At 75.6% G+C, this 19,053-nt stretch carries 20 protein-coding genes; 15 read left to right on the forward strand and 5 right to left on the reverse strand.

The window, feature by feature from the left end; all coding sequences use genetic code 11:
• Positions 1–33 precede the first annotated feature (33 nt).
• The 6 genes from ACI8AA_RS17930 (at position 34) to ACI8AA_RS17955 (ending at position 7,942) form a co-directional block, all read left to right on the forward strand.
• Positions 34–1,356, forward strand: a complete 1,323-nt coding sequence (locus ACI8AA_RS17930) for a GAF domain-containing protein (protein WP_457045745.1) — start codon at positions 34–36, stop codon at positions 1,354–1,356.
• 75 nt (positions 1,357–1,431) lie between these two features.
• Positions 1,432–2,655 carry an MFS transporter gene (locus ACI8AA_RS17935; RefSeq protein WP_457045746.1) on the forward strand — a complete coding sequence of 408 codons (1,224 nt, stop codon included), beginning with the start codon at positions 1,432–1,434 and terminating at the stop codon, positions 2,653–2,655.
• A 220-nt stretch (positions 2,656–2,875) separates the two neighbouring features.
• A complete protein-coding gene (locus ACI8AA_RS17940) occupies positions 2,876–3,370 on the forward strand; it encodes a (2Fe-2S)-binding protein (protein WP_456929934.1) in 495 nt (164 codons plus the stop codon).
• Complete coding sequence (locus ACI8AA_RS17945) at positions 3,367–5,868, forward strand: xanthine dehydrogenase family protein molybdopterin-binding subunit (protein WP_457045747.1); 2,502 nt, start codon at positions 3,367–3,369, stop codon at positions 5,866–5,868. The genes ACI8AA_RS17940 and ACI8AA_RS17945 overlap by 4 nt, the downstream gene beginning before the upstream one ends.
• 28 nt (positions 5,869–5,896) lie before the next feature.
• Complete coding sequence (locus ACI8AA_RS17950) at positions 5,897–6,754, forward strand: FAD binding domain-containing protein (RefSeq protein ID WP_457045748.1); 858 nt, start codon at positions 5,897–5,899, stop codon at positions 6,752–6,754.
• Between the two features lie 96 nt (positions 6,755–6,850).
• Positions 6,851–7,942 (forward strand): SRPBCC domain-containing protein, encoded by a 1,092-nt coding sequence (locus ACI8AA_RS17955; protein WP_457045749.1) that lies wholly within the window; start codon positions 6,851–6,853, stop codon positions 7,940–7,942.
• Between the two features lie 83 nt (positions 7,943–8,025).
• Here ACI8AA_RS17955 and ACI8AA_RS17960 read toward each other — a convergent pair whose 3' ends face one another.
• Genes ACI8AA_RS17960 through ACI8AA_RS17970 form a run of 3 tightly spaced genes read right to left on the reverse strand, consistent with a single transcriptional unit; the run spans position 8,026 to position 9,997 of the window.
• The gene (locus ACI8AA_RS17960) at positions 8,026–8,664 is read right to left on the reverse strand and encodes an alpha/beta hydrolase family protein (protein WP_457045750.1); all 639 of its coding nucleotides are present in this window, start codon (positions 8,662–8,664) and stop codon (positions 8,026–8,028) included.
• On the reverse strand, positions 8,661–9,317 hold the full coding sequence (locus ACI8AA_RS17965; RefSeq protein WP_457045751.1) for an HAD family hydrolase: 657 nt from the start codon (positions 9,315–9,317) through the stop codon (positions 8,661–8,663). Before ACI8AA_RS17965 ends, ACI8AA_RS17960 begins: the two co-directional genes overlap by 4 nt.
• Positions 9,314–9,997, reverse strand: coding sequence for a DedA family protein (locus tag ACI8AA_RS17970; protein ID WP_457045752.1), 684 nt, complete (start codon positions 9,995–9,997; stop codon positions 9,314–9,316). The genes ACI8AA_RS17965 and ACI8AA_RS17970 overlap by 4 nt, the downstream gene beginning before the upstream one ends.
• Positions 9,998–10,087: 90 nt before the next feature.
• Here ACI8AA_RS17970 and ACI8AA_RS17975 point away from each other — a divergent pair, with 90 nt between their 5' ends.
• Positions 10,088–11,383 (forward strand): amidohydrolase family protein, encoded by a 1,296-nt coding sequence (locus ACI8AA_RS17975; RefSeq protein ID WP_457045753.1) that lies wholly within the window; start codon positions 10,088–10,090, stop codon positions 11,381–11,383.
• Here the strand turns inward: ACI8AA_RS17975 and ACI8AA_RS17980 are convergent.
• On the reverse strand, positions 11,380–11,853 hold the full coding sequence (locus tag ACI8AA_RS17980; protein WP_457045754.1) for a hypothetical protein: 474 nt from the start codon (positions 11,851–11,853) through the stop codon (positions 11,380–11,382). The genes ACI8AA_RS17975 and ACI8AA_RS17980 overlap by 4 nt on opposite strands.
• Before the next feature lie 176 nt (positions 11,854–12,029).
• Here ACI8AA_RS17980 and ACI8AA_RS17985 point away from each other — a divergent pair, with 176 nt between their 5' ends.
• The 4 genes from ACI8AA_RS17985 to ACI8AA_RS18000 all read left to right on the forward strand — a co-directional run bounded on the left by ACI8AA_RS17985 (position 12,030) and on the right by ACI8AA_RS18000 (position 14,169).
• Positions 12,030–12,869: an endonuclease/exonuclease/phosphatase family protein gene (locus ACI8AA_RS17985; RefSeq protein WP_457045755.1), complete on the forward strand. Its 840-nt coding sequence runs from the start codon at positions 12,030–12,032 to the stop codon at positions 12,867–12,869.
• Positions 12,870–12,930: 61 nt separating this feature from the next.
• Positions 12,931–13,290 carry a metalloregulator ArsR/SmtB family transcription factor gene (locus ACI8AA_RS17990; RefSeq protein ID WP_457045756.1) on the forward strand — a complete coding sequence of 120 codons (360 nt, stop codon included), beginning with the start codon at positions 12,931–12,933 and terminating at the stop codon, positions 13,288–13,290.
• The gene (locus ACI8AA_RS17995; protein ID WP_457045757.1) at positions 13,287–13,769 is read left to right on the forward strand and encodes an SRPBCC family protein; all 483 of its coding nucleotides are present in this window, start codon (positions 13,287–13,289) and stop codon (positions 13,767–13,769) included. The genes ACI8AA_RS17990 and ACI8AA_RS17995 overlap by 4 nt, the downstream gene beginning before the upstream one ends.
• Positions 13,762–14,169, forward strand: a complete 408-nt coding sequence (locus tag ACI8AA_RS18000) for a VOC family protein (protein WP_457045758.1) — start codon at positions 13,762–13,764, stop codon at positions 14,167–14,169. The genes ACI8AA_RS17995 and ACI8AA_RS18000 overlap by 8 nt, the downstream gene beginning before the upstream one ends.
• On the opposite strand, the gene ACI8AA_RS18005 is transcribed toward ACI8AA_RS18000, so the two are convergent.
• Positions 14,166–15,011 (reverse strand): MBL fold metallo-hydrolase, encoded by an 846-nt coding sequence (locus tag ACI8AA_RS18005; RefSeq protein ID WP_457045759.1) that lies wholly within the window; start codon positions 15,009–15,011, stop codon positions 14,166–14,168. The two genes, ACI8AA_RS18000 and ACI8AA_RS18005, sit on opposite strands and share 4 nt — an antisense overlap.
• A gap of 119 nt (positions 15,012–15,130) precedes the next feature.
• Here ACI8AA_RS18005 and ACI8AA_RS18010 point away from each other — a divergent pair, with 119 nt between their 5' ends.
• The 4 genes from ACI8AA_RS18010 to ACI8AA_RS18025 all read left to right on the forward strand — a co-directional run bounded on the left by ACI8AA_RS18010 (position 15,131) and on the right by ACI8AA_RS18025 (position 19,002).
• Positions 15,131–15,472, forward strand: coding sequence for a UBP-type zinc finger domain-containing protein (locus ACI8AA_RS18010; protein WP_457045760.1), 342 nt, complete (start codon positions 15,131–15,133; stop codon positions 15,470–15,472).
• A gap of 38 nt (positions 15,473–15,510) precedes the next feature.
• On the forward strand, positions 15,511–17,022 hold the full coding sequence (locus ACI8AA_RS18015; protein ID WP_457045761.1) for a TldD/PmbA family protein: 1,512 nt from the start codon (positions 15,511–15,513) through the stop codon (positions 17,020–17,022).
• Complete coding sequence (locus ACI8AA_RS18020) at positions 17,019–18,407, forward strand: metallopeptidase TldD-related protein (RefSeq protein ID WP_457045762.1); 1,389 nt, start codon at positions 17,019–17,021, stop codon at positions 18,405–18,407. The genes ACI8AA_RS18015 and ACI8AA_RS18020 overlap by 4 nt, the downstream gene beginning before the upstream one ends.
• 292 nt (positions 18,408–18,699) lie before the next feature.
• Complete coding sequence (locus tag ACI8AA_RS18025) at positions 18,700–19,002, forward strand: hypothetical protein (protein WP_457045763.1); 303 nt, start codon at positions 18,700–18,702, stop codon at positions 19,000–19,002.
• Positions 19,003–19,053 lie beyond the last annotated feature (51 nt).

Here is a 19,053-nt window from a genome sequence, read left to right on the forward strand (position 1 = left end):
GCGGGCCATGACACTCACTGCGGGGGACACGCCGTGACCAGCGCCAGCCCGTGGCTCGCGCTGCCCGAGGGACGCCCCACGCCCGGGCTGACCCGCCGCCTGCGCGCGGCGCACGAGACGCTGGTGACCCGCGGCGCCCCGCCGCCCCGGCCGGACGTGCGGTCGGTGGTCTGGGACTCCTGGCGGCGCAGCCTGGGCAGCGGCGTCGACCCGGACGGGCAGGGCCCGCCGGTCGACCTGCTCGACGACGACCTGGCCGCCTACCGCGCCGCCCACCCCCTGGCCCCGGTGCTGCCGGTGATCCGCCGGCTGCTGGTCGAGGACGCCGAGGCCGACCGGATGATCGTCGCGGTCACCGACGCCGACGGCCGGATGCTGTGGGTGGAGGGCGAGCGCCGCCTGCGCTCGCTGGCCGAGAGCATGAACTTCGTCGCCGGCGCCCGGTGGTCCGAGGAGGTCGCCGGCACCAACGCCCCCGGCACCGCGCTGGCCCTCGACCACCCGGTGCAGATCTACGGCAGCGAGCACTACCGCCGGCCGGTGCAGCCGTGGAGCTGCTCGGCCGCGCCGGTGCACCACCCGGTCACCGGCGTGCTGCTCGGCGCCATCGACGTCACCGGCGGCGACCACGTCGCCAGCCCGCACGTGCTCACCCTCGTCCGCGCGACCGTGGCCGCCGTCGAGTCGGAGCTGCGCTGGCTGCACCGCGAGGAGCAGCGCGACGCCGCCCGCGGCCACCGCCCCGCGCCGCCGGTGCGGCCCGCCGCACCCCGGCTGGACGTGCTCGGCCGCGAGCGCGCCCGCCTGACCCTGCCCGGCGGCCCGGTCGAGCTCTCGCTGCGCCACTCCGAGCTGCTGCTCCTGCTCGCCGAGGCGGCCGCCGCGGGGGAGGGCCGCAGCACCGAGCAGCTGGCCGCCGAGTGCCACGCCGGCGACACCGCCGCGGTCACCGTGCGCGCCGAGCTGTCCCGGCTGCGCCGGCTGGTCGGCGACGACCTGGTCGGCTCGCGCCCCTACCGGCTGCTGCGCCCGCTGGAGACCGACCTGGAGGCGGTGCGCCGGCTGCTCGACCGCGGGGCCGTCGCCGCGGCGCTGGACCGCTACCCCGGCCCGGTGCTGCCCCGCTCGACGGCACCCGGCGTCGCCCTCGCCCGCCGCCGCCTGGTCGCCGCCCTGCGCGGCGCCGTGATCGGCAGCCGCCGGCCCGAGCTGCTGCTGCGCTGGACCGCCCTGCCCGAGGCCCGCGACGACGCCGCCGCCTGGCAGGCCTGCCTCGAGGCGCTGCCGGCCGGGTCCCCGCGCCGCAGCACGGTCGCCGCCCACCTCCTCGCCCTCCGGCGGACCTCCCGCGCCTGACCCCCGGGCGGCAGAAATGGCCATTTCTGTCGCCCCAGGGAATACGGGCCGACGGCGTTCACTTGGCACGGTCACGTGAGTGCCAGCACCGCCGCCCCGCCCGCTCCCGCGACCTCGTCCCTGGCCACCCCGCGGGTGGCCGTCGCGCTGGTCGCGCTCGCGCTCGGCGGGTTCGCGATCGGCACCACCGAGTTCGTCACGATGGGGCTGCTGCCCGACATCGCCGACGGCGTCGGCGTGGACATCCCGACCGCCGGCCACGTCATCTCCGCCTACGCGCTCGGCGTCGTCGTCGGCGCGCCGGTCATCGCCGCGCTGGGCGCCCGGCTGCCCCGCCGCGCGCTGCTCGTCGGGCTCATGGCCGCCTTCCTCGCCGGCAACGCGCTGAGCGCGCTCGCCCCCGGGTCGGCGTCGCTGCTGCTGGCCCGGTTCGTCAGCGGCCTGCCGCACGGTGCCTACTTCGGCGTCGCCTCGCTGGTCGCCGCGTCCCTGGTGCCGCCGTCGCTGCGCGGCCGCGCGGTGAGCACGGTGATGCTCGGGCTGGCCGTGGCCAACGTCGCCGGCGTCCCCGCCGCCACCTGGCTCGGGCAGACGCTGGGCTGGCGCTCGGCCTACTGGGCCGTCGTGGTCCTCGCCGCGCTCACCGTCGCGGCCGTGCTCGCCGTCGTCCCGTCCACGCCCGGCTCCCGCGAGGCCAGCGTGCGGGCCGAGCTCGGCGCGCTGCGCCGGCCGCAGGTGCTGCTCACGCTGGCCGTGGCCACCGTCGGGTTCGGCGGCATGTTCGCCGTCTACAGCTACGTCGCGCCGCTGACCACCGAGGTCACCGGGCTCTCGCGCGGCGTCGTCCCGTGGGTGCTGCTCGCCTTCGGCATCGGCGGCGTGGTGGGGACCGCGCTCGGCGGGCGGCTGGCCGACATCGCGCTGTTCCGCTCGCTGGTCGCCACCCTCGTCGCCCTCGCCGCCCTGCTGGCGCTGGTCGGCCCGGCCGCCGGCACCGGCCCGACCCTGCTGGCCGCGATCTTCCTGCTGGCGGTCGCCGCGTCGACGCTGGTCGTCTGCCTGCAGCTGCGGCTGATGGAGGTCGCCGGGGAGGCGCAGATGCTCGGCGCCGCGCTCAACCACTCGGCGCTCAACGCGGCCAACGCCCTCGGCGCGTGGCTGGGCGGCGTGGTCATCGCCGCCGGGTACGGCTACACCGCGCCGAGCCTGGTCGGCGTCGGGCTGGCGGTCCTGGGCCTGGTCGCGCTGGCCGGCAGCGCGGCGCTGCGGCGGCGGGAGCTGCGCGCCGTCGCCGCCTGAGGCGCGCTGCAACGGGCCTGCAACCTCTCCGCTGCGGCCCACCCGACCGCCTCGGTGCCGCAGCTGCGGAGTCTCGGGAAGCAGTCCCCCGCAACTGCGGGTCAGCGGGTCGCCCGGTCACAGGTAAGCGTGGCCTAAGTCACTCCGCCGTTGACAGACTCCGCCGCGGAGCGCCCGCGGGGCCGGGCGCGATCGCCTGCTGCAACGGAGCGGAGGATCCATGACCCAGGTCAGCATGAGGGTCGACGGCGTGACCTACACCGACGAGGTCGAACCCCGGACCCTGCTGGTCCACCACCTGCGCGAGGCCCTCGGCAAGGTGGGCACCGTCGTCGGCTGCGACACCAGCAACTGCGGCGCCTGCACCGTGCACCTGGACGGGCGGGCCGTGAAGTCCTGCACCGTCCTCGCCGTCCAGGCCGACGGCGCCGAGGTCACCACCATCGAGGGGATCGGCAGCGAGGGCGCCCTGCACCCGGTGCAGAAGGCCTTCCACGAGATGCACGGTCTCCAGTGCGGCTTCTGCACGCCGGGGATGATCATGGCCTCGATCGACCTGCTGAAGGAGAACCCGAGCCCCAGCGAGACCGAGGTCCGCGAGGGCATCGAGGGCAACCTCTGCCGCTGTACCGGCTACCAGAACATCGTCCGCGCGGTGCAGCAGGCCGCGGGGGAGATGTCCGGCTCCTCCGAGACCCTGGGAGCGCAGGCATGACCGTCACCGAGGACGCGGCCACCACCCAGACCCCGGCCCCGGACAAGGAGGTCGGGAAGGCCCGCCGCCGCAAGGAGGACGCCCGCCTCATCACCGGGCGCACCACCTGGACCGACAACATGGTCCTGCCCGGGATGCTGCACCTCAGCGTCGTGCGCAGCCCCGTGGCGCACGCCCGCATCACCTCCATCGACGTCTCCGCGGCGAAGGAGGCCCCCGGCGTCGTCGCGGTGTTCACCGGCCGCGACCTCGCCGACGAGCAGGGCTCCATCCCCTGCGCCTGGCCGGTCACGGCGGACATGAAGAACCCCGGCCACCCCTCGATCGCCGTCGACGGCGTGAACCACGTCGGCGAGGCGGTGGCGGTCATCGTCGCCCGCTCGCGCACCGCGGCCGCCGACGCCGTCGAGCTGGTCGACGTCGACTACGAGACGCTGCCGCCGGTCCTCGACATGGAGGAGGCCGTCCGCGACGGCGCCGAGCTGGTGCACGACGAGCTCGGCACCAACACCAGCTACCACTTCGTCTTCGACGCCGGCGAGGCCGGCACGGGCGTGGACACCGAGCAGGCCTTCGCCGACGCCGAGGTCGTCGTCAGCCGGCGGTTCGTCAACCAGCGGCTGATCCCGGCGTTCATGGAGCCGCGCTCGGTCGTCGTGCAGCCCCAGGGCGAGAACTTCACGCTGTGGTCGGCCACCCAGATCCCGCACGTGCTGCGGGTGATGCTGGCGATGGTCACCGGCATCCCGGAGCACAAGCTGCGCGTCGTCGCCCCCGACGTCGGCGGCGGCTTCGGCGGCAAGCTGCAGGTCAACCCCGAGGAGGTCCTCGCGCTGCTGATCGCGCGCCGCCTCGGCAAGCCGGTCAAGTGGACCGAGACCCGCAGCGAGTCGCTGATGACCGCCCACCACGGCCGCGACCAGATCCAGTACATCGACGTCGCCGCCGACCGCGAGGGCAACGTCAAGGGCCTGCGCGTGCGGCTGCTCGCCGACATGGGCGCCTACCTGCGGCTGATCACCCCGGGCGTGCCGGCGCTGGGCGCGTTCATGTTCCCGGGCATCTACAAGTTCCCGGCCTACCGGTTCGAGTGCGACGGCGTCTTCACCAACAAGGTCCCCACCGACGCCTACCGCGGCGCCGGCCGGCCCGAGGCCACCTTCGCCGTCGAACGGATCATGGACGAGCTCGCCGTCGAGCTCGGGATGGACCCGCTGGAGCTGCGGCGGAAGAACTGGATCGACGCCGCGGAGTTCCCGTTCACCACGGTCGCGGGCCTCGAGTACGACAGCGGCGACTACGACTCGGCCACCCAGCAGGCGCTGGACCTGCTCGGCTACACGGAGCTGCGCGAGGAGCAGCGCCGCCGGCGCGAGTCGAACGACCCGGTGCAGCTGGGCATCGGCTTCTCCACCTTCACCGAGATGTGCGGCCTGGCGCCCTCCCGGGTGCTCGGCTCACTCTCCTACGGCGCGGGCGGCTGGGAGTCGGCGTCGATCCGGATGCTGCCCACCGGCAAGGTCGAGGTGGTCACCGGCTCGACGCCGCACGGCCAGGGCCACGAGACGGCGTGGAGCCAGCTGGTCGCCGACCAGCTCGGCGTGCCGTTCGAGGACGTCGAGGTGCTGCACGGCGACACCGCCGTCGCCCACAAGGGCATGGACACCTACGGCTCGCGCTCGCTGGTCGTCGGCGGCACCGCGGTGGTCAAGGCCGCCGACAAGGTGATCGCCAAGGCCCGCCGGGTTGCCGCGCACCTGCTCGAGGCCAACGAGGACGACCTGGACTTCTCCGGCGGGAAGTTCACCGTCCGGGGGACGCCGGGCACCGGGATGTCGATCCAGGAGATCGCGCTCGCCGTCTTCGCCGCGCACGACTACCCCGAGGACATCGAGCCCTCGATCGACGCGGACGCGACCTTCGACCCGGTCAACTTCTCCTTCCCGCACGGCACGCACGTGTGCGCGATGGAGGTCGACACCGAGACCGGGTTCGTCAAGATCCGCAAGTACGCCTGCGTCGACGACGTCGGCACGATCGTCAACCCGCTCATCGTCGAGGGGCAGGTGCACGGCGGCCTGGCCCAGGGCATCGCGCAGGCGCTGTACGAGGAGGCCGTCTACGACGCCGACGGCAACCTCACCACCGGCACCTTCGTCGACTACCTGGTCCCCTCGGCCGCCGACCTGCCGCACTTCGACACCGGCAACACCGTGCACGTGGCGCCGGGCAACCCGATCGGCGCCAAGGGCGTGGGTGAGGCCGGCTGCATCGCCAGCACCCCGGCGGTGGTCAACGCCGCGCTGGACGCCGTCCGGCACCTCGGCGTGCAGGACATCCGGATGCCGCTGACCCCCGAGCGGGTGTGGCGGGCCATCCACGAGGGCGGTGACGGCGGGGACCGGGCCACGGCCGGGTCCAACGCCTACGGCGGCGCCCAGACCGAGACCACCGCCGGTGTCTCGACCCCGCAGTCCGCTCTCGGAGGTGACCGGTGATCTGCCGACACGACGAAGGAGTAGAGCCGTGATCCCCGCCCCGTTCGAGTACGTCCGGCCGACGACGGTCGAGGAGGCCGTCCAGGCGGTCGCCGAGGGCGGCGAGGACGTCAAGGTGATGGCCGGCGGGCAGTCGCTCATCCCGGTCATGCGGCTGCGCCTGGCCGCGCCGGAGACGATCGTCGACCTCGGCCGGGTGGCGGAGATGCGCGGCGTCCGCGAGGAGGGCGACTCACTGGTCATCGGCGCGATGACCACGCACGCCGACGTCCTCACCGACCCGCTGATCGCGCAGCACGCGAAGCTCGTCGCGGAGGCGACCGAGACGGTGGCCGACCGGCAGACCCGCCGGCGCGGCACCTTCGGCGGCGCCCTGGCGCACGCCGACCCGGCCGGTGACCTGCCGGCGGTGGCGCTCGCGCTGGACGCCGAGATGGTCATCGCCGGGCCGGGCGGGCGCCGCACGGTGCCCGCGCGGGAGTTCTTCGTCGACTACCTGACCACCGCCCTCGACGAGGGGGAGGTCCTGGTCGAGATCCGGGTGCCCAAGCTGGCCGGCGACTGGGGCGTGCGCTACGAGAAGTTCAACCGCGTGGCGCAGGCGTGGTCGATCGTCGCGGTCGCCGCGGCGGTGCGGCGCGAGAACGGGCACATCGCCGAGGCGCGGATCGGGCTGACCAACATGGGCCCGACCCCGCTGCGGGCGTCGGCGACCGAGGCCGCGCTGTCCGGCGCCGCCGCGTCCCCGGACGCGGTGGCATCCGCGGCGCGGTCGGCGGCCGAGGGCACCAGCCCGAGCAGCGACCTCAACGCCCAGGCCGACTACCGCGAGCACCTCGCCCAGGTGCTCACCCGCCGCGCGGTCACCGCCGCCGCCGGGCTGTAGCGTCCGACACAACCCCGGCTCCCGCCCGTCCCCTCGGCCGGCCCGCCCTCCCGGGCGGACCGGCCGAGGTCCGTTCCCCACCCCGGAGGTCGCACCGTGCAGCTGGAGAACTCGTTCACCGTCCCCGTGCCCGTCGACGAGGCCTGGCGGGTCCTGCTCGACATCGAGCGGATCGCCCCGTGCATGCCCGGCGCCGCGCTCGACTCGGTCTCCGGCGACGACTTCACCGGCCGGGTCAAGGTCAAGCTCGGCCCGATCAACCTGACCTACCAGGGCAAGGCGTCGTTCGTGGAGAAGGACGAGGCCGCGCACCGCGCCGTCATCGACGCGCGCGGCAAGGACCAGCGCGGCAACGGCACGGCGGCGGCCACCATCACCGCCCGGCTCCAGGGCGAGGGGACGACGACGCGGGTCGACGTCCTCACCGACCTCAACATCACCGGCCGCCCGGCCCAGTTCGGCCGCGGCGTCATGACCGACGTCGGCAACAAGCTGCTCGGCCAGTTCGCCGACAAGCTCGCCGCCCAGCTGGCCAGCGGCGACGACGTGACCGTGGACCAGGCGGCGGCCGCCGAGCAGCAGGAGCCGACCGTTGCCGGCACGGTCGCCGCCACCGCGGCCGGGGTCGCCGAGGAGGTCGCCCAGTCGGTCGAGCAGGTGCCCGGCGACAACGCGGTCGCCGCGAAGGTGCGCCAGACAGGCACCGCCGCGCGGGAGGCCGCGGCGTCCGCGACGGAGGCCGCGCGCAAGCCGGGCAAGAAGACGCCGGCGAAGAAGGCCGCCGCGGCGTCGTCCCCGTCGCCCACGGAGACCGCACCGATCACCGCCCCGGTCACCGGCGCCACCGACACCGTCTCGATCCCCGCGGTGTCGGACACCGCGCCGGCCGCGTCCGACGCCGCCCCGGCGGCCTCGGACACCGCGCCGGCCGCGGCGGTCGGCGGGCCGGTGCCGAGCACGCCGCCGACGCGCAACACCGCCCCGCCGAGCCGGCCGGGCACCGGCGCCCCGCCGCGCAGCACCCCGGCCGCGACGCCGGTGCGCCCCCAGCCGGCCGCGGAGCCCGAGCCGATCGACCTGCTCGAGGTGGCCGGCGGCGCCGCGCTCGCCCGTTACGCCGGCCCCGGCGCCGCCGTCCTCGCGGTGCTGCTGCTCATCCTGTTCGCGGCCCGCCGCCGCCGTTCCTGAGCGCCCCGCCCACCGTGTCGATCATCGGACGCGTGCACGGGCGGGCGGCGTGTCCGCGGGTGTCGCGTGCACGCAGCCGATGATCAACTCCTGACGGCGGCGAGCTCCTCCAGCCAGGCCAGCGCGGCGGCGGCCACGGCCTCGGGCGCCTTCCCCAGCGAGTGGTCGCCCGGCACCGCGCGCACCGATGCCGCCGGCACGCCGTCCAGGGCCGCGGCGACCTCCACGGGCCGGCCGAACGCGTCGGTCTCGCCCTGGACGACGACCAGGGGCACGCCGGCGCCGGTGAGCTCGCCCGCTCGGCTGCGCTCGGGACGGCCCGGCGGGTGCAGCGGGAACGCCAGCGTCAGGACGCCGTCCGCGCCCAGCGCCGTCGCCGTCCGGCAGGCCACCCGGGCACCGGCGCTGCGCCCGCCGAACACCAGCGGGCCGGTCAGCGCGCCGCCGGCCCGCAGCGCCTCCACCACGGCGGTCCAGGCGACGTCGAGGCGCGGTGGGGCGGGCGCGATCCGCTTGCCGGCCACCCGCCACGGCTGCTCGACCCGCAGCACCCGCCAGCCCGCCGCGGCGGCCGAGGCCGTGACGGCGACGAGGTCGGCCGACCCGGCGCCCCCGCCGGCGCCGTGCCCGAGCACGAGGGTGCCGCGGGCGCCATCGACCGGGCCGTCGGCGTGCACCGCGGCCGGGCCGAGCGGGGTGGCGACCGGGGCGGGGGAGCTCACAGCGCCAGGAGCGCGTCGACCGCCCCGGCGAGGTCCGGGGCGACGACGGCCGGCGCGGGGTAGCCCGGCGGGTAGACGCGCTCGCTGCGCGGGAACCACGCCCCGGTGAGGCCGGCTCGCTCGGCGCCGAGCACGTCCCAGCCGTGGGCTGCGACCAGCGCCATCCGCGACGGCTCGACCCCGCAGGCGCCCGCGGCCCACAGGTAGGCCGCGCGGGAGGGCTTCCAGGCGCGCACGGTCTCGCTGGTCAGCGTCCGCTCGACCAGCGGCGTGACCCCGCCGCGCTCCAGCCCCGCCTCGGCCACGCCGGGGGAGCCGTGCGACAGCGTCACCACCCGCACGCCGGCGTCGTGGAGGCGGCGCAGCGCGGGCTCGACGTCCGGGTGCGGCGAGAGCTCGAGGAAGGCGTCGGCGACCTCCGCGCGGGCGCCGTCGGGCAGGTCGGTGAGCTGGGCCAGCGCCGAGTCGAAGGCGGCGCGGAAGGGCAACCAGACACCGGCGACCGTGGCCGCCGTCCCGGTGTGCAGGGTGCGGCCGAACACGGTGGGCAGCAGCTCCGCGGGCTGCCCGTGCTCGACGAGCGCGGCGCCGACGGGGGAGAGGTCGAGCAGCGTCTCGTTGACGTCGAACGCGACGACCTCGGGGCGCGTCACGCGTCGGCGCTGCGCGGGTCCTCGGCGCGGCCCGCGGTGGTCTGCCGCCGCCGGTGGTGGCGGACGTCCTTCACCCGCTTGTAGACCAGGTAGCCCACGCCCAGGACGACGACGGCGACGACGACGTAGTCCAGGTAGTGCAGGTTCGCCTCGATGAAGTCGCGGGCCAGCCAGCCCAGCGTCACCAGGACGGTGTTCCAGATCAGGCTGCCGGCCGCGGAGTAGAGGAGGAACTGGCCGAACGGCATCCGCACCACGCCCGCGGGCACGGAGATGAAGCTGCGCACGATGGGCACCATGCGGCCGAAGAACACCGCGGAGCGGCCGTGCCGCTCGAACCAGGCGAAGGTCTTGTCGACGTCGGCGGTCTCCACCAGCGGCAGCCGGTCGAGGAAGGCGTGCGAGCGGCGCGGGCCGAGCGCCCGGCCGACGTAGTAGAAGAAGATCGCACCCAGGATCGAGCCGATCGTCGCGCAGCCGACCACCGCGACGAACGCCCACGGGCTGTCGATGAGCACACCGGCCGCCCCGAGGACGGCCTCGCTGGGGATCGGCGGGATGACCGTCTCCAGCAGGATGCTGAACCCGACGCCGATCGGACCGAGCGTGTCCACGAGCGAGAGCAGCCAGGCGGTGAGCCCACCCTGGTCGGAGGATGCCGCAGCGGCCAGGAAGGACATGGCTCCCACGGTACGGGCGGTGCCCGGACGTCGCCCGGACCTCGGAGCGCTGCCCGGACGGCCGGGACGGATGGGGCTAGCGTGCCGCCCATGCGCCAGCGCCTCACCGCCCGGGCCGTCGTCGTGGGGGACCGGGCGGGCACCGTCGTGCCGGACGCCGTCGTCGACGTCGAGGACGGGCGCATCGCGTGGGCCGGCGCGGCCGCCGACGCCCCGCCGGCCGGGGACGCCGAGGTCGTGGCGCTGCCCGGCCTGCTCGTGCCGGGGCTGGTGAACGCCCACTCGCACGCGCCGATGGTGCTGTTCCGCGGCCAGGGCGAGGGGCTGCCGCTGGACCGCTGGCTGCGCGAGGTGATGTGGCCGCGGGAGGCGCGGCTGACCGGCGACGACGTCGAGGTGGCGATGACCGCCGCCTCGGCGGAGATGCTGCGCGGCGGGGTCACCGCCAGCGTGGAGATGTACTTCGCGCCCGAGCGGATCGCCGCGGCGGTCGGGGCCACCGGCGCCCGGGTGGTGGTCGCGGCGCCGATGGTGCCGCTGCCGGGCATGCCGCCGCTGGAGGAGCAGATGGCCGCCGCGGTGGACCTGGCCGGGCACGCCGACGCGGACGGCCTGGTGGAGTACGGCCTGGGCCCGCACGCGGCCTACACCGTCCCGCTGCCCCTGCTGCGCCGCGCCGCCGAGATCACCCGCGAGCACGGGATGCTGCTGCACCTGCACGTGGCCGAGACCGCCACCGAGGGCGACGGCCTGCTCGCCGCGCACGGGCTGTCGGTGCCCGCGCTGCTGGCCGCGCACGACGTCCTGGGCGGGCGGGTGCTGGCCGCGCACTGCGTGCACCTCGACGACGCCGACCTGGAGCTGTGGGCCGAGTACGACGTCGCCGTCGCGCACTGCCCGGCCAGCAACGCCAAGCTCGCCAGCGGCATCGCGCCGGTCCGGGCGATGCTCGACCGCCGGATCCGGGTGGGCCTGGGCACCGACGGGCCGGCGTCCAACGACGGGCTGGACCTGCTCGCCGACGTGCGCCTGGCCGCGGGGCTGGCCCGGCTGCGCGAGTCCTCGGCCACGGCGCTCACCGCCGCGGAGGCGTTCTGGCTGGCCACCGGCGGGGCCGCCGAGGCGATCGGCCGCCCCGACCTCGGCCAGGTCGAGGCGGGCCGGCGCGCGGACCTCGTGCACGTGGACACCCGCGACCTCGCCTTCGAGCCGGTCGGGGACCAGACCGACCTGCTCACCCACCTGGTCTGGTCGGGCGCCTCCCGGCTGGTCCGCGACGTGTGGGTCGGCGGCCGGCAGGTGGTCGCCGACGGCGAGGTGACCACCGTGGACGTGGACGCGCTGCGCACCGAGGTCGCCGGGCGGGCGGCCCGGCTGGCCCGCTAGGCCTGCGGGGCGGGGCCGGTCCAGGTGTAGAGGTGGCCGTCGACGACGACGGTCACCCAGCCCTCGCACAGCAGCGCCGGCTCGCCGGTGAGGTCGGGCCAGGTGCCGCCGCCGTCCCACGGCATCCCCGGCCGTGGCAGCGGCGTGCAGTCCGCGGGCGGGACGGTGCCGGGCGGCAGGGCCATGTCGGCCCGGACGCTGCCGTCGGCCGGGCCGTACGCCTCGCCCGGCCGGACGACGGTGACGCCGGAGCCGACCCCGCGGGTCCACCACGGCACGGTGTCCTCGGGCGTCCCGGCGGCCTCGGCGACGTCGCGGGTGTCGGTGTGCCCCTGCAGCTCGGCCACCATCGCGCCGAAGCCCTGCACGCCGGCGGGCATCGTCACCAGCACGCCGGCTCCCGCGGCCGCGGCGACCGCGACCGTCCCCGCCAGCGTGCCCAGGACCACCTTCACCGCCGTGCCGGGCACCGCGGGCCTCCTCTCGTCGGGCCACCGGCCGGTGGCGGGACGAGCCTCGGTCGGGAGGCCCTGCGCGGGCGTCGGCGCCGGGGATGATCCCGGCGGGGACCGGCAGTCCGCCGGGGGAGGACCCGGGGTGCGACGCGGGCTGGAGGACCGGGCCGCGCGCCGGTTGACTGCGGCGCATGGTGGCGTCCCTGCGGGTCCTGACCCTCAACGTGCTCGGGCCGGCCAACCCGGACTGGGAACGGCGCAGCGCGCTGATCGGGGAGACGCTGCGCCGGCTGGACGCCGACGTCGTCGCGCTGCAGGAGGTGCCCGTCTCCGACGGCACCGTCGAGGAGTTGCTCGGCCCCGGCTACTCCGTGACCCCCTTCTCCCGGGCCGCCGACGACGGCGTGGGCGGCGTGCTGGCCACGCGGGCACCGCACCGGGTGGTCGAGGAGGTCGACCAGCGCTGCACGCCGCGGGCGCGCGACCTGCCGTGGTGCGCGACGCTGCTCGCCGAGGTGGACACCGCGGTCGGCCGCGTCCTGGTCGCCCACCACAAGCCGAGCTGGCAGTTCGGCTACGAGGCGGAGCGCGAGCAGCAGGCCCTCGCCGCCGCGCGGGCGGTCGAGCGCCTCGCCGGCGGGGTCGACCACGCCGTCCTCCTGGGCGACCTCGACGCCACCCCGGACGCCGCCAGCACGCAGTTCCTGCGCGGGCGCCGGTCGCTGGACGGGACGAGCGTCTGCTTCCAGGACGCCTGGGAGACCCTGCACCCGGCCGACCCCGGGTTCACCTTCGACGCCCGGAACCCGCTGGTGCGGGCGGGGGAGGTGGCCACCGCGGTGAGCCGGCGCATCGACTGGGTGCTGGTGCGCAGCGGCGTGCACGGGCCGACGCTGCAGGTCCGCTCGTGCGCCCGGGTGCTGGACGAGCCGGTCGCCGGCGTCTGGGCCAGCGACCACCACGGCGTCGTCGCCGACCTCGACCTGCCCGGCCACCCGCCGGGCTCGTGGGCTGCTCAACCGATCGGTTGACAAGGGGGGCCAGGGGTCCTACCGTTGTGTTCAACCGAGAGGTTGACGAAGGAGGTCGCAGGTGACGGCGGATCCGCTCTCCCGGGTGTTCGCGGCGCTGGCCGACCCGACGCGGCGCGACATGGTCGCGCGGCTCGCGGTCGGTGACGCGACGGTGGGCGAGCTCGCCGCCCCCTACGACGTGACCGTGCAGGCGGTCTCCAAGCACCTGAAGGTGCTCGAGGACGCCGGCCTGGTCAGCCGCAGCCGGGAGGCCCAGCGCCGTCCGGTGCACCTGGAGGCGGAGGTGTTCGACCTGATGACCAAGTGGATCGAGCGCTACCGGCGCCAGGCCGAGGAGCGCTACCGCCGCCTCGACGACGTCCTCCGGTCCCTGCCGGACGACGTCCCCCCACCCACCGCCCAGGAGGACCGGCCATGACCACCAGCACGCGTGAGACGCAGATCGCCGCCGACCCCGAGGTCCCGCTGATCCGCATCACCCGCGAGTTCGACGCCCCGCGCGGCAAGGTGTTCCGCGCGCACACCGACCCGGACCTGCTCGTGCGGTGGCTGGGCCCGCGCGGGCTGGAGATGCGCATCGACCACTACGACTGCCGCACCGGCGGCTCCTACCGCTACGTGCACAGCGACGCGAACGGCGAGTACGGGTTCCACGGCTGCTTCCACGAGGTCCGGCCCGACGAGCTGATCGTGCAGACGTTCACCTTCGAGGGGCAGCCCGACGGCGTCGCCCTGGAGAAGCTCGTGCTCGAGGACCTCGGCGACGGCCGCACCCGGCTCACCGCCACCTCGCTGTGCGACTCCTTCGCCGACCGCGACGCGATGCTCGCCAGCGGCATGGAGGTCGGCATCGTCGAGGGCTACGAGCGGCTCGACGAGGTGCTCGCGCGTGGCTGAGCGCGCCGTGGAGATGAAGCTCGAGCTCGTCCCGCTCCCGGTCGCCGACGTCGACCGGGCGAAGGCCTTCTACGCCGACCGGCTGGGCTTCACCGTCGACGTCGACGTGCGCCCGGCCGACGGCGTGCGGGTGGTCCAGCTGACCCCGCCGGGCTCGGCCTGCTCCGTCGGCTTCGGCACCGGCCTGGCGGCGTACGAGGGCACCCCCGGCTCGGTCCGGGCGCTGCACCTCGTCGTCGCCGACATCGAGCGCGCCCGTGCGGACCTGGTCGGCCGGGGTGTCGACGTGGGGCCCGTGGTGGACGTGGGAGGCGGGGTGAAGTACGCGGCGGTCACCGACCCGGACGGCAACACCCTGACCCTGCAGGAGATGGCCTGGCGGACGGGCGACGCCTTCTAGGCGCGCAGCGAGATCGTCTCCCCGCGCAGGACGGTCCGCAGCTGCCCGGGCGCCCGCCGCTCGGCGACCTCCCGCACGAAGTCGCCGAGCGGCGAGGCGAACCGGTCGTAGTCGTCGTAGTGCACCGGCACCGTGACCGGCGGCTTCAGCAGCTCGACCAGGTCGGCGCCCTGCCGGCCGTCCATGGTCACGGTGACGCCCAGCGCCTTCGTCCCGCCCAGGTGCGGCACGACGACGTCGAGCGGCCCGCAGCGCTCCAGCACCTCGCCCAGCCACGGGCGGAACAGCGTGTCGCCCGTGACGTAGCCGCGCCAGGACACCCCGCCGTCGCGGACCAGCTCCAGCACGCTGCCCATCACCGGCGGCAGCACCCGCGCCAGCGGGCCGGGGCCGTGGACGCCGGGCACCGAGGTGATCCGCAGCGTCTCCCCGCCGCGGGTGAGCTCGTGCACCTGCCACGGCCGCAGGTCCGCGGTGGCCGAGAAGCCGCGCGAGGACAGCGTGCGCGCGGCCGCCGGGGTGGTGACGACCGGCGTCGCCTTGTCGATGGTCGCGTAGGCGACCCGGTCCCAGTGGTCGCCGTGCAGGTGGGACAGCAGGACGGCGTCGAGGTCGGGCAGGTCCTCGGGCAGCAGCGCCGGATCGGTCAGCCGCTTGGCGAACAGCCCCTTGCCCAGGTAGACCCGCTCCCCGCGCCGGACGAAGTTCGGGTCGGTGAGCAGGGTGAACCCGCCCAGCCGCAGCAGCGTCGTCGCGTTGCCGCCGAAGGTGAGGGTGACGTCGGCGGCGCTCTCGTCGGTGGGCGCGGAGCTGCGGTCGGCGCTGCCCGGGTCGGCGGTCATGCCCCGGCGGCTACCCGTCAGCCGTCGTCCCGCAACCCCGGCCGGCCTTGTCGGCGGGTCCGTGGCCGCGGGAGGGTGCCTCCGGCGAGGACCCGTCGCAGGACCCAGGAGGAGCCCCGATGAGCCAGGTCGACCCGTCCGTCCCGCCGAGCGGCACCGGCTGCGCCGACTGCGACGCCACCGGCGGCTGGTGGTTCCACCTGCGCCGGTGCGCCGCCTGCGGCCACGTGGGCTGCTGCGACTCCTCGCCGTCGCAGCACGCCTCGGCGCACGCCACGGGCACCGGGCACCGGTTCGCGCAGAGCTTCGAGCCGGGGGAGGACTGGACCTGGGACTACGCCGCCGGGGAGTTCGGCGGGGACCTCCGGCTCGCGCCGCCGACGTCGCGCCCGGTGGGCCAGCCGGCGCCCGGGCCCGCCGGCCGGGTGCCCGCGGACTGGCAGCGCCACCTGCACCACTGAGGGCCGGGCGGGGAGGACCCGGCTGGTAGACAGGGGCGGTGGTGTCGTCCCGGGACGTCGACGAGTCCTTCCTCGCCCTGCCCCTCTCCGCGCTCACCGAGGCGGCGCTGACCCGAGCGGTCGACCTCGGCTGCGAGCACGCCGACATCCGGGTGGAGCGCATCCGCACCCAGTCGATCAGCCTGCGCGACGCGCGCCTGGAGGCGCTGGCCGACGGCGAGGACCTCGGCCTGGCCGTCCGCGTGGTGCACGAGGGCACCTGGGGGTTCGCCGCGGGCGTCGTGCTCACCGCGGCCGAGGCGGTGCGGCTGGCCGAGCAGGCGGTCGCCGTCGCGCAGGTGTCCGCGGCGCTGGCCACCGACCGGGTCGAGCTCGCCCCGGAGCCGCAGCACGAGGGCTCCTGGGTGTCCTCCTACGACGTCGACCCCTTCGAGGTGCCCGACGCGGAGAAGACCGCGCTGCTCACCGAGCTGTCCGAGCGGCTGCTGGCCGCCGACGGCGTCGAGCACGTGCAGTCCGGGTGCATGCACGTCAAGGAGCAGAAGTACTACGCCGACACCAACGGCACCCGGACCCGCCAGCAGCGGGTGCGCATCACGCCGGAGTTCACCGCGCTCACCGTCGACCGGGCCACCGGCGCGTTCGAGAGCATGCGGACCCTCGCCCCTCCGTTCGGCCGCGGCTGGGAGTACCTCACCGAGGACCACTTCGACTGGGACGCCGAGCTGGCGCAGATCCCCGAGCTGCTGCGGGAGAAGACCAAGGCGCCGTCGGTGGAGCCGGGCCGCTACGACCTCGTCGTCGACCCCTCCAACCTGTGGCTGACCATCCACGAGTCCGTCGGCCACGCCACCGAGCTGGACCGGGCGCTGGGCTACGAGGCCGCCTACGCCGGCACGTCGTTCGCGACCGTCGACGGGCTGGGCAGCCTGCGCTACGGCTCGGAGCTCATGCACGTCACCGGCGACCGGACCGTCGAGCACGGGCTGTCGAGCATCGGCTGGGACGACGAGGGCGTCGAGGCCCAGCAGTGGGACATCGTCCGCGACGGCGTGCTGGTCGGCTACCAGGTCGACCGCAACACCGCCCGGCTCGGCGGGATGGCCCGGTCCAACGGCTGCTCGTTCGCCGACTCGCCGCGGCACGTGCCGGTGCAGCGGATGGCCAACGTGTCGCTGCAGCCGGCCGCCGACGGGCCCGACCTCGCGGGGCTGATCGGCGGGGTCGAGCGCGGCATCTACGTCGTCGGCGACAAGAGCTGGTCGATCGACATGCAGCGCTACAACTTCCAGTTCACCGGCCAGCGCTTCTACCGGATCGAGGGCGGGCGGCTGGCCGGGCAGCTGCGCGACGTCGCCTACCAGGCCACGACGACGGACTTCTGGGGCTCGATGCGCGCCGTCGGCGGCCCCTCCACCTACCGCCTCGGCGGCGCGTTCAACTGCGGCAAGGCCCAGCCCGGGCAGGTCGCGCCGGTCAGCCACGGCTGCCCGGCCGCGCTCTTCGAGGGCGTCACCATCCTCAACACGGTCCAGGAGGGCGGGCGATGAGCCAGCTGACCGCGCAGCAGCTGGTCGAGAAGGCGCTGGCCGCCTCGACCGCCGACGGCTGCGTCGCCTACGTCGTCGAGAGCACCGAGGCCAACCTGCGGTGGGCGTCGAACAGCCTGACGACGAACGGGGCGATGCGCTCGCGCCAGGTCGTCGTCGTGTCGTTCGTCGACGGCGGGGCCGGGATGGCCACCGGCACGGTCGCGCGGACCGGCACGCCCGACGTCGCCGAGCTCGTCGCCGCCAGCGAGCAGGCCGCCCGCGACGCCGGCCCGGCCGAGGACGCGGTGCCGCTGGTGTCGGAGGCCCCGCCGGGCGCGGGGGACTGGGACGCCGACCCGGCCGAGACCTCGATCGAGGTGTTCGCCGAGTTCGCGCCGGCCCTGGGGGAGGCCTTCGGGGCCGCCCGCGACCGCGGCGACCTGCTGTTCGGCTACGCCGAGCACGCCCTGACGACGACCTACGTGGGCACCTCGACCGGCCTGCGGCTGCGCACCGACCAGCCCAGCGGCCGGGTGGAGCTCAACGGCAAGAGCACCGACTTCGCGCGGTCGGTGTGGTCCGGCGTCGGCACCCGGGACTTCCGCGACGTGTCGGTGGCCGACCTCGCCGCCGACGTGGAGCGCAAGCTCGGCTGGTCGCAGCGGCGGGTCGAGCTGCCGGCCGGGCGGTACGAGACGCTGCTGCCGCCGTCGGCCGTGAGCGACCTGATGATCTACGCCTACTGGACGATGGAGGCGCGCGACGCCGACGAGGGCCGCAACGTCTACGCCAGGGCCGGCGGCGGCAACCGGATCGGCGACCGGCTGGCCCAGCTCCCGCTGACGCTGCGCAGCGACCCGCACGCCCCCGGGCTGGAGACGGCGCCGTTCCAGGTGGTGAGCACCTCGTCCGGCTCGGCCAGCGTGTTCGACAACGGGATGGCGACGCCCGCCGTCGACTGGATCCGCGACGGCGTCCTCACCAACCTGATCCGGCCGCGGGCCTGGGCGCTGAAGACGACCGCGCCCGCGGTGGCCGCCGTCGACAACCTGATCCTGGAGCAGCCCGGCGCGACGGCGTCCCTGGAGGACATGGTCGCCGCCACCGACCGCGGGCTGCTGCTGACCACGCTCTGGTACATCCGCGAGGTCGACCCGCAGACGCTGCTGCTCACCGGCCTGACCCGCGACGGCGTGTTCCTCGTCGAGGGCGGCGAGGTGACCGGCGCGGTGAACAACTTCCGGTGGAACGAGTCGCCGGTGGACCTGCTGGCGCGGATCGGCGAGGTCGGGCGCACCGAGCGGACGCTGCCGCGCGAGTGGAACGACTGGTTCACCCGCGCCGCGATGCCCCCGGTGCGCGTGCCGGACTTCAACATGAGCTCGGTCTCCCCGGCCAGCTAGGCGCTGCCGGTTCCCACGAGGTGCCGCTCCTGCGGTGTTCCGCCCGCTCCTGCGGTGCCGGGACACCGCAGGAGCACCGAGGACACCGCAAGAGGCGGGCCCACTGCCGGCGTGCCGCGACCTCGCCCGGCGCCGCGGGGCCCCGGACGGGGACCCGTGGGGCCGCTGTGACGCAAGAGCGAAAAGGAGCGTCCATACCGCACGGCAGCTCCCCCCAAACACGGATCCCGGATATTTTTCCGGCGAACCGCAGACAGCCCCCGAGTCCCCGGGGGCGCGAGGGGAGCACGCCATGACCCGCAACCAGAAGCCCTCCGTGTTCCAGGTGGGCAAGATCTGGGACGACGGCCGCACGATCGTCGTCTCGGGATGGGGCATCGGGCTGTGCGCCTCCGCCTGCTCCTGCCACCGCTCGCCCATGGGCGGGCACCTCGCCATCGACGAGGACCAGGCCGGCGGCACGCTGGGCCTGCGCTGCTTCCGCGAGGACGGCTGCGACTGCTGCGAGCCGTGGACCGCCGACGAGCTGTCCGCCGTCCTGCGCGACCTGCAGCGCGTCGCCGGGCTCGACGCCGAGGAGCCGCTCGCCGGCTGAACCGGCCGCACGCAGACACCCCGCGGGGCGGGCGCCGTTCGGCGCCCGCCC

This window comes from Geodermatophilus sp. SYSU D01180, from assembly GCF_054050415.1.

What these genes read in the sequence shown, in the direction of transcription:
- ACI8AA_RS17975 (WP_457045753.1), top strand. Translation starts at nt 10,088, where the DNA reads ATGCGCCAGCGCCTCACCGCCCGGGCCGTCGTCGTGGGGGACCGGGCG.
- ACI8AA_RS18020 (WP_457045762.1), top strand. Translation starts at nt 17,019, where the DNA reads ATGAGCCAGCTGACCGCGCAGCAGCTGGTCGAGAAGGCGCTGGCCGCC.
- ACI8AA_RS17985 (WP_457045755.1), top strand. Translation starts at nt 12,030, where the DNA reads ATGGTGGCGTCCCTGCGGGTCCTGACCCTCAACGTGCTCGGGCCGGCC.
- ACI8AA_RS17945 (WP_457045747.1), top strand. Translation starts at nt 3,367, where the DNA reads ATGACCGTCACCGAGGACGCGGCCACCACCCAGACCCCGGCCCCGGAC.
- ACI8AA_RS17940 (WP_456929934.1), top strand. Translation starts at nt 2,876, where the DNA reads ATGACCCAGGTCAGCATGAGGGTCGACGGCGTGACCTACACCGACGAG.
- ACI8AA_RS17995 (WP_457045757.1), top strand. Translation starts at nt 13,287, where the DNA reads ATGACCACCAGCACGCGTGAGACGCAGATCGCCGCCGACCCCGAGGTC.
- ACI8AA_RS17970 (WP_457045752.1), bottom strand. Translation starts at nt 9,997, where the DNA reads ATGTCCTTCCTGGCCGCTGCGGCATCCTCCGACCAGGGTGGGCTCACC.
- ACI8AA_RS18010 (WP_457045760.1), top strand. Translation starts at nt 15,131, where the DNA reads ATGAGCCAGGTCGACCCGTCCGTCCCGCCGAGCGGCACCGGCTGCGCC.
- ACI8AA_RS18005 (WP_457045759.1), bottom strand. Translation starts at nt 15,011, where the DNA reads ATGACCGCCGACCCGGGCAGCGCCGACCGCAGCTCCGCGCCCACCGAC.
- ACI8AA_RS18025 (WP_457045763.1), top strand. Translation starts at nt 18,700, where the DNA reads ATGACCCGCAACCAGAAGCCCTCCGTGTTCCAGGTGGGCAAGATCTGG.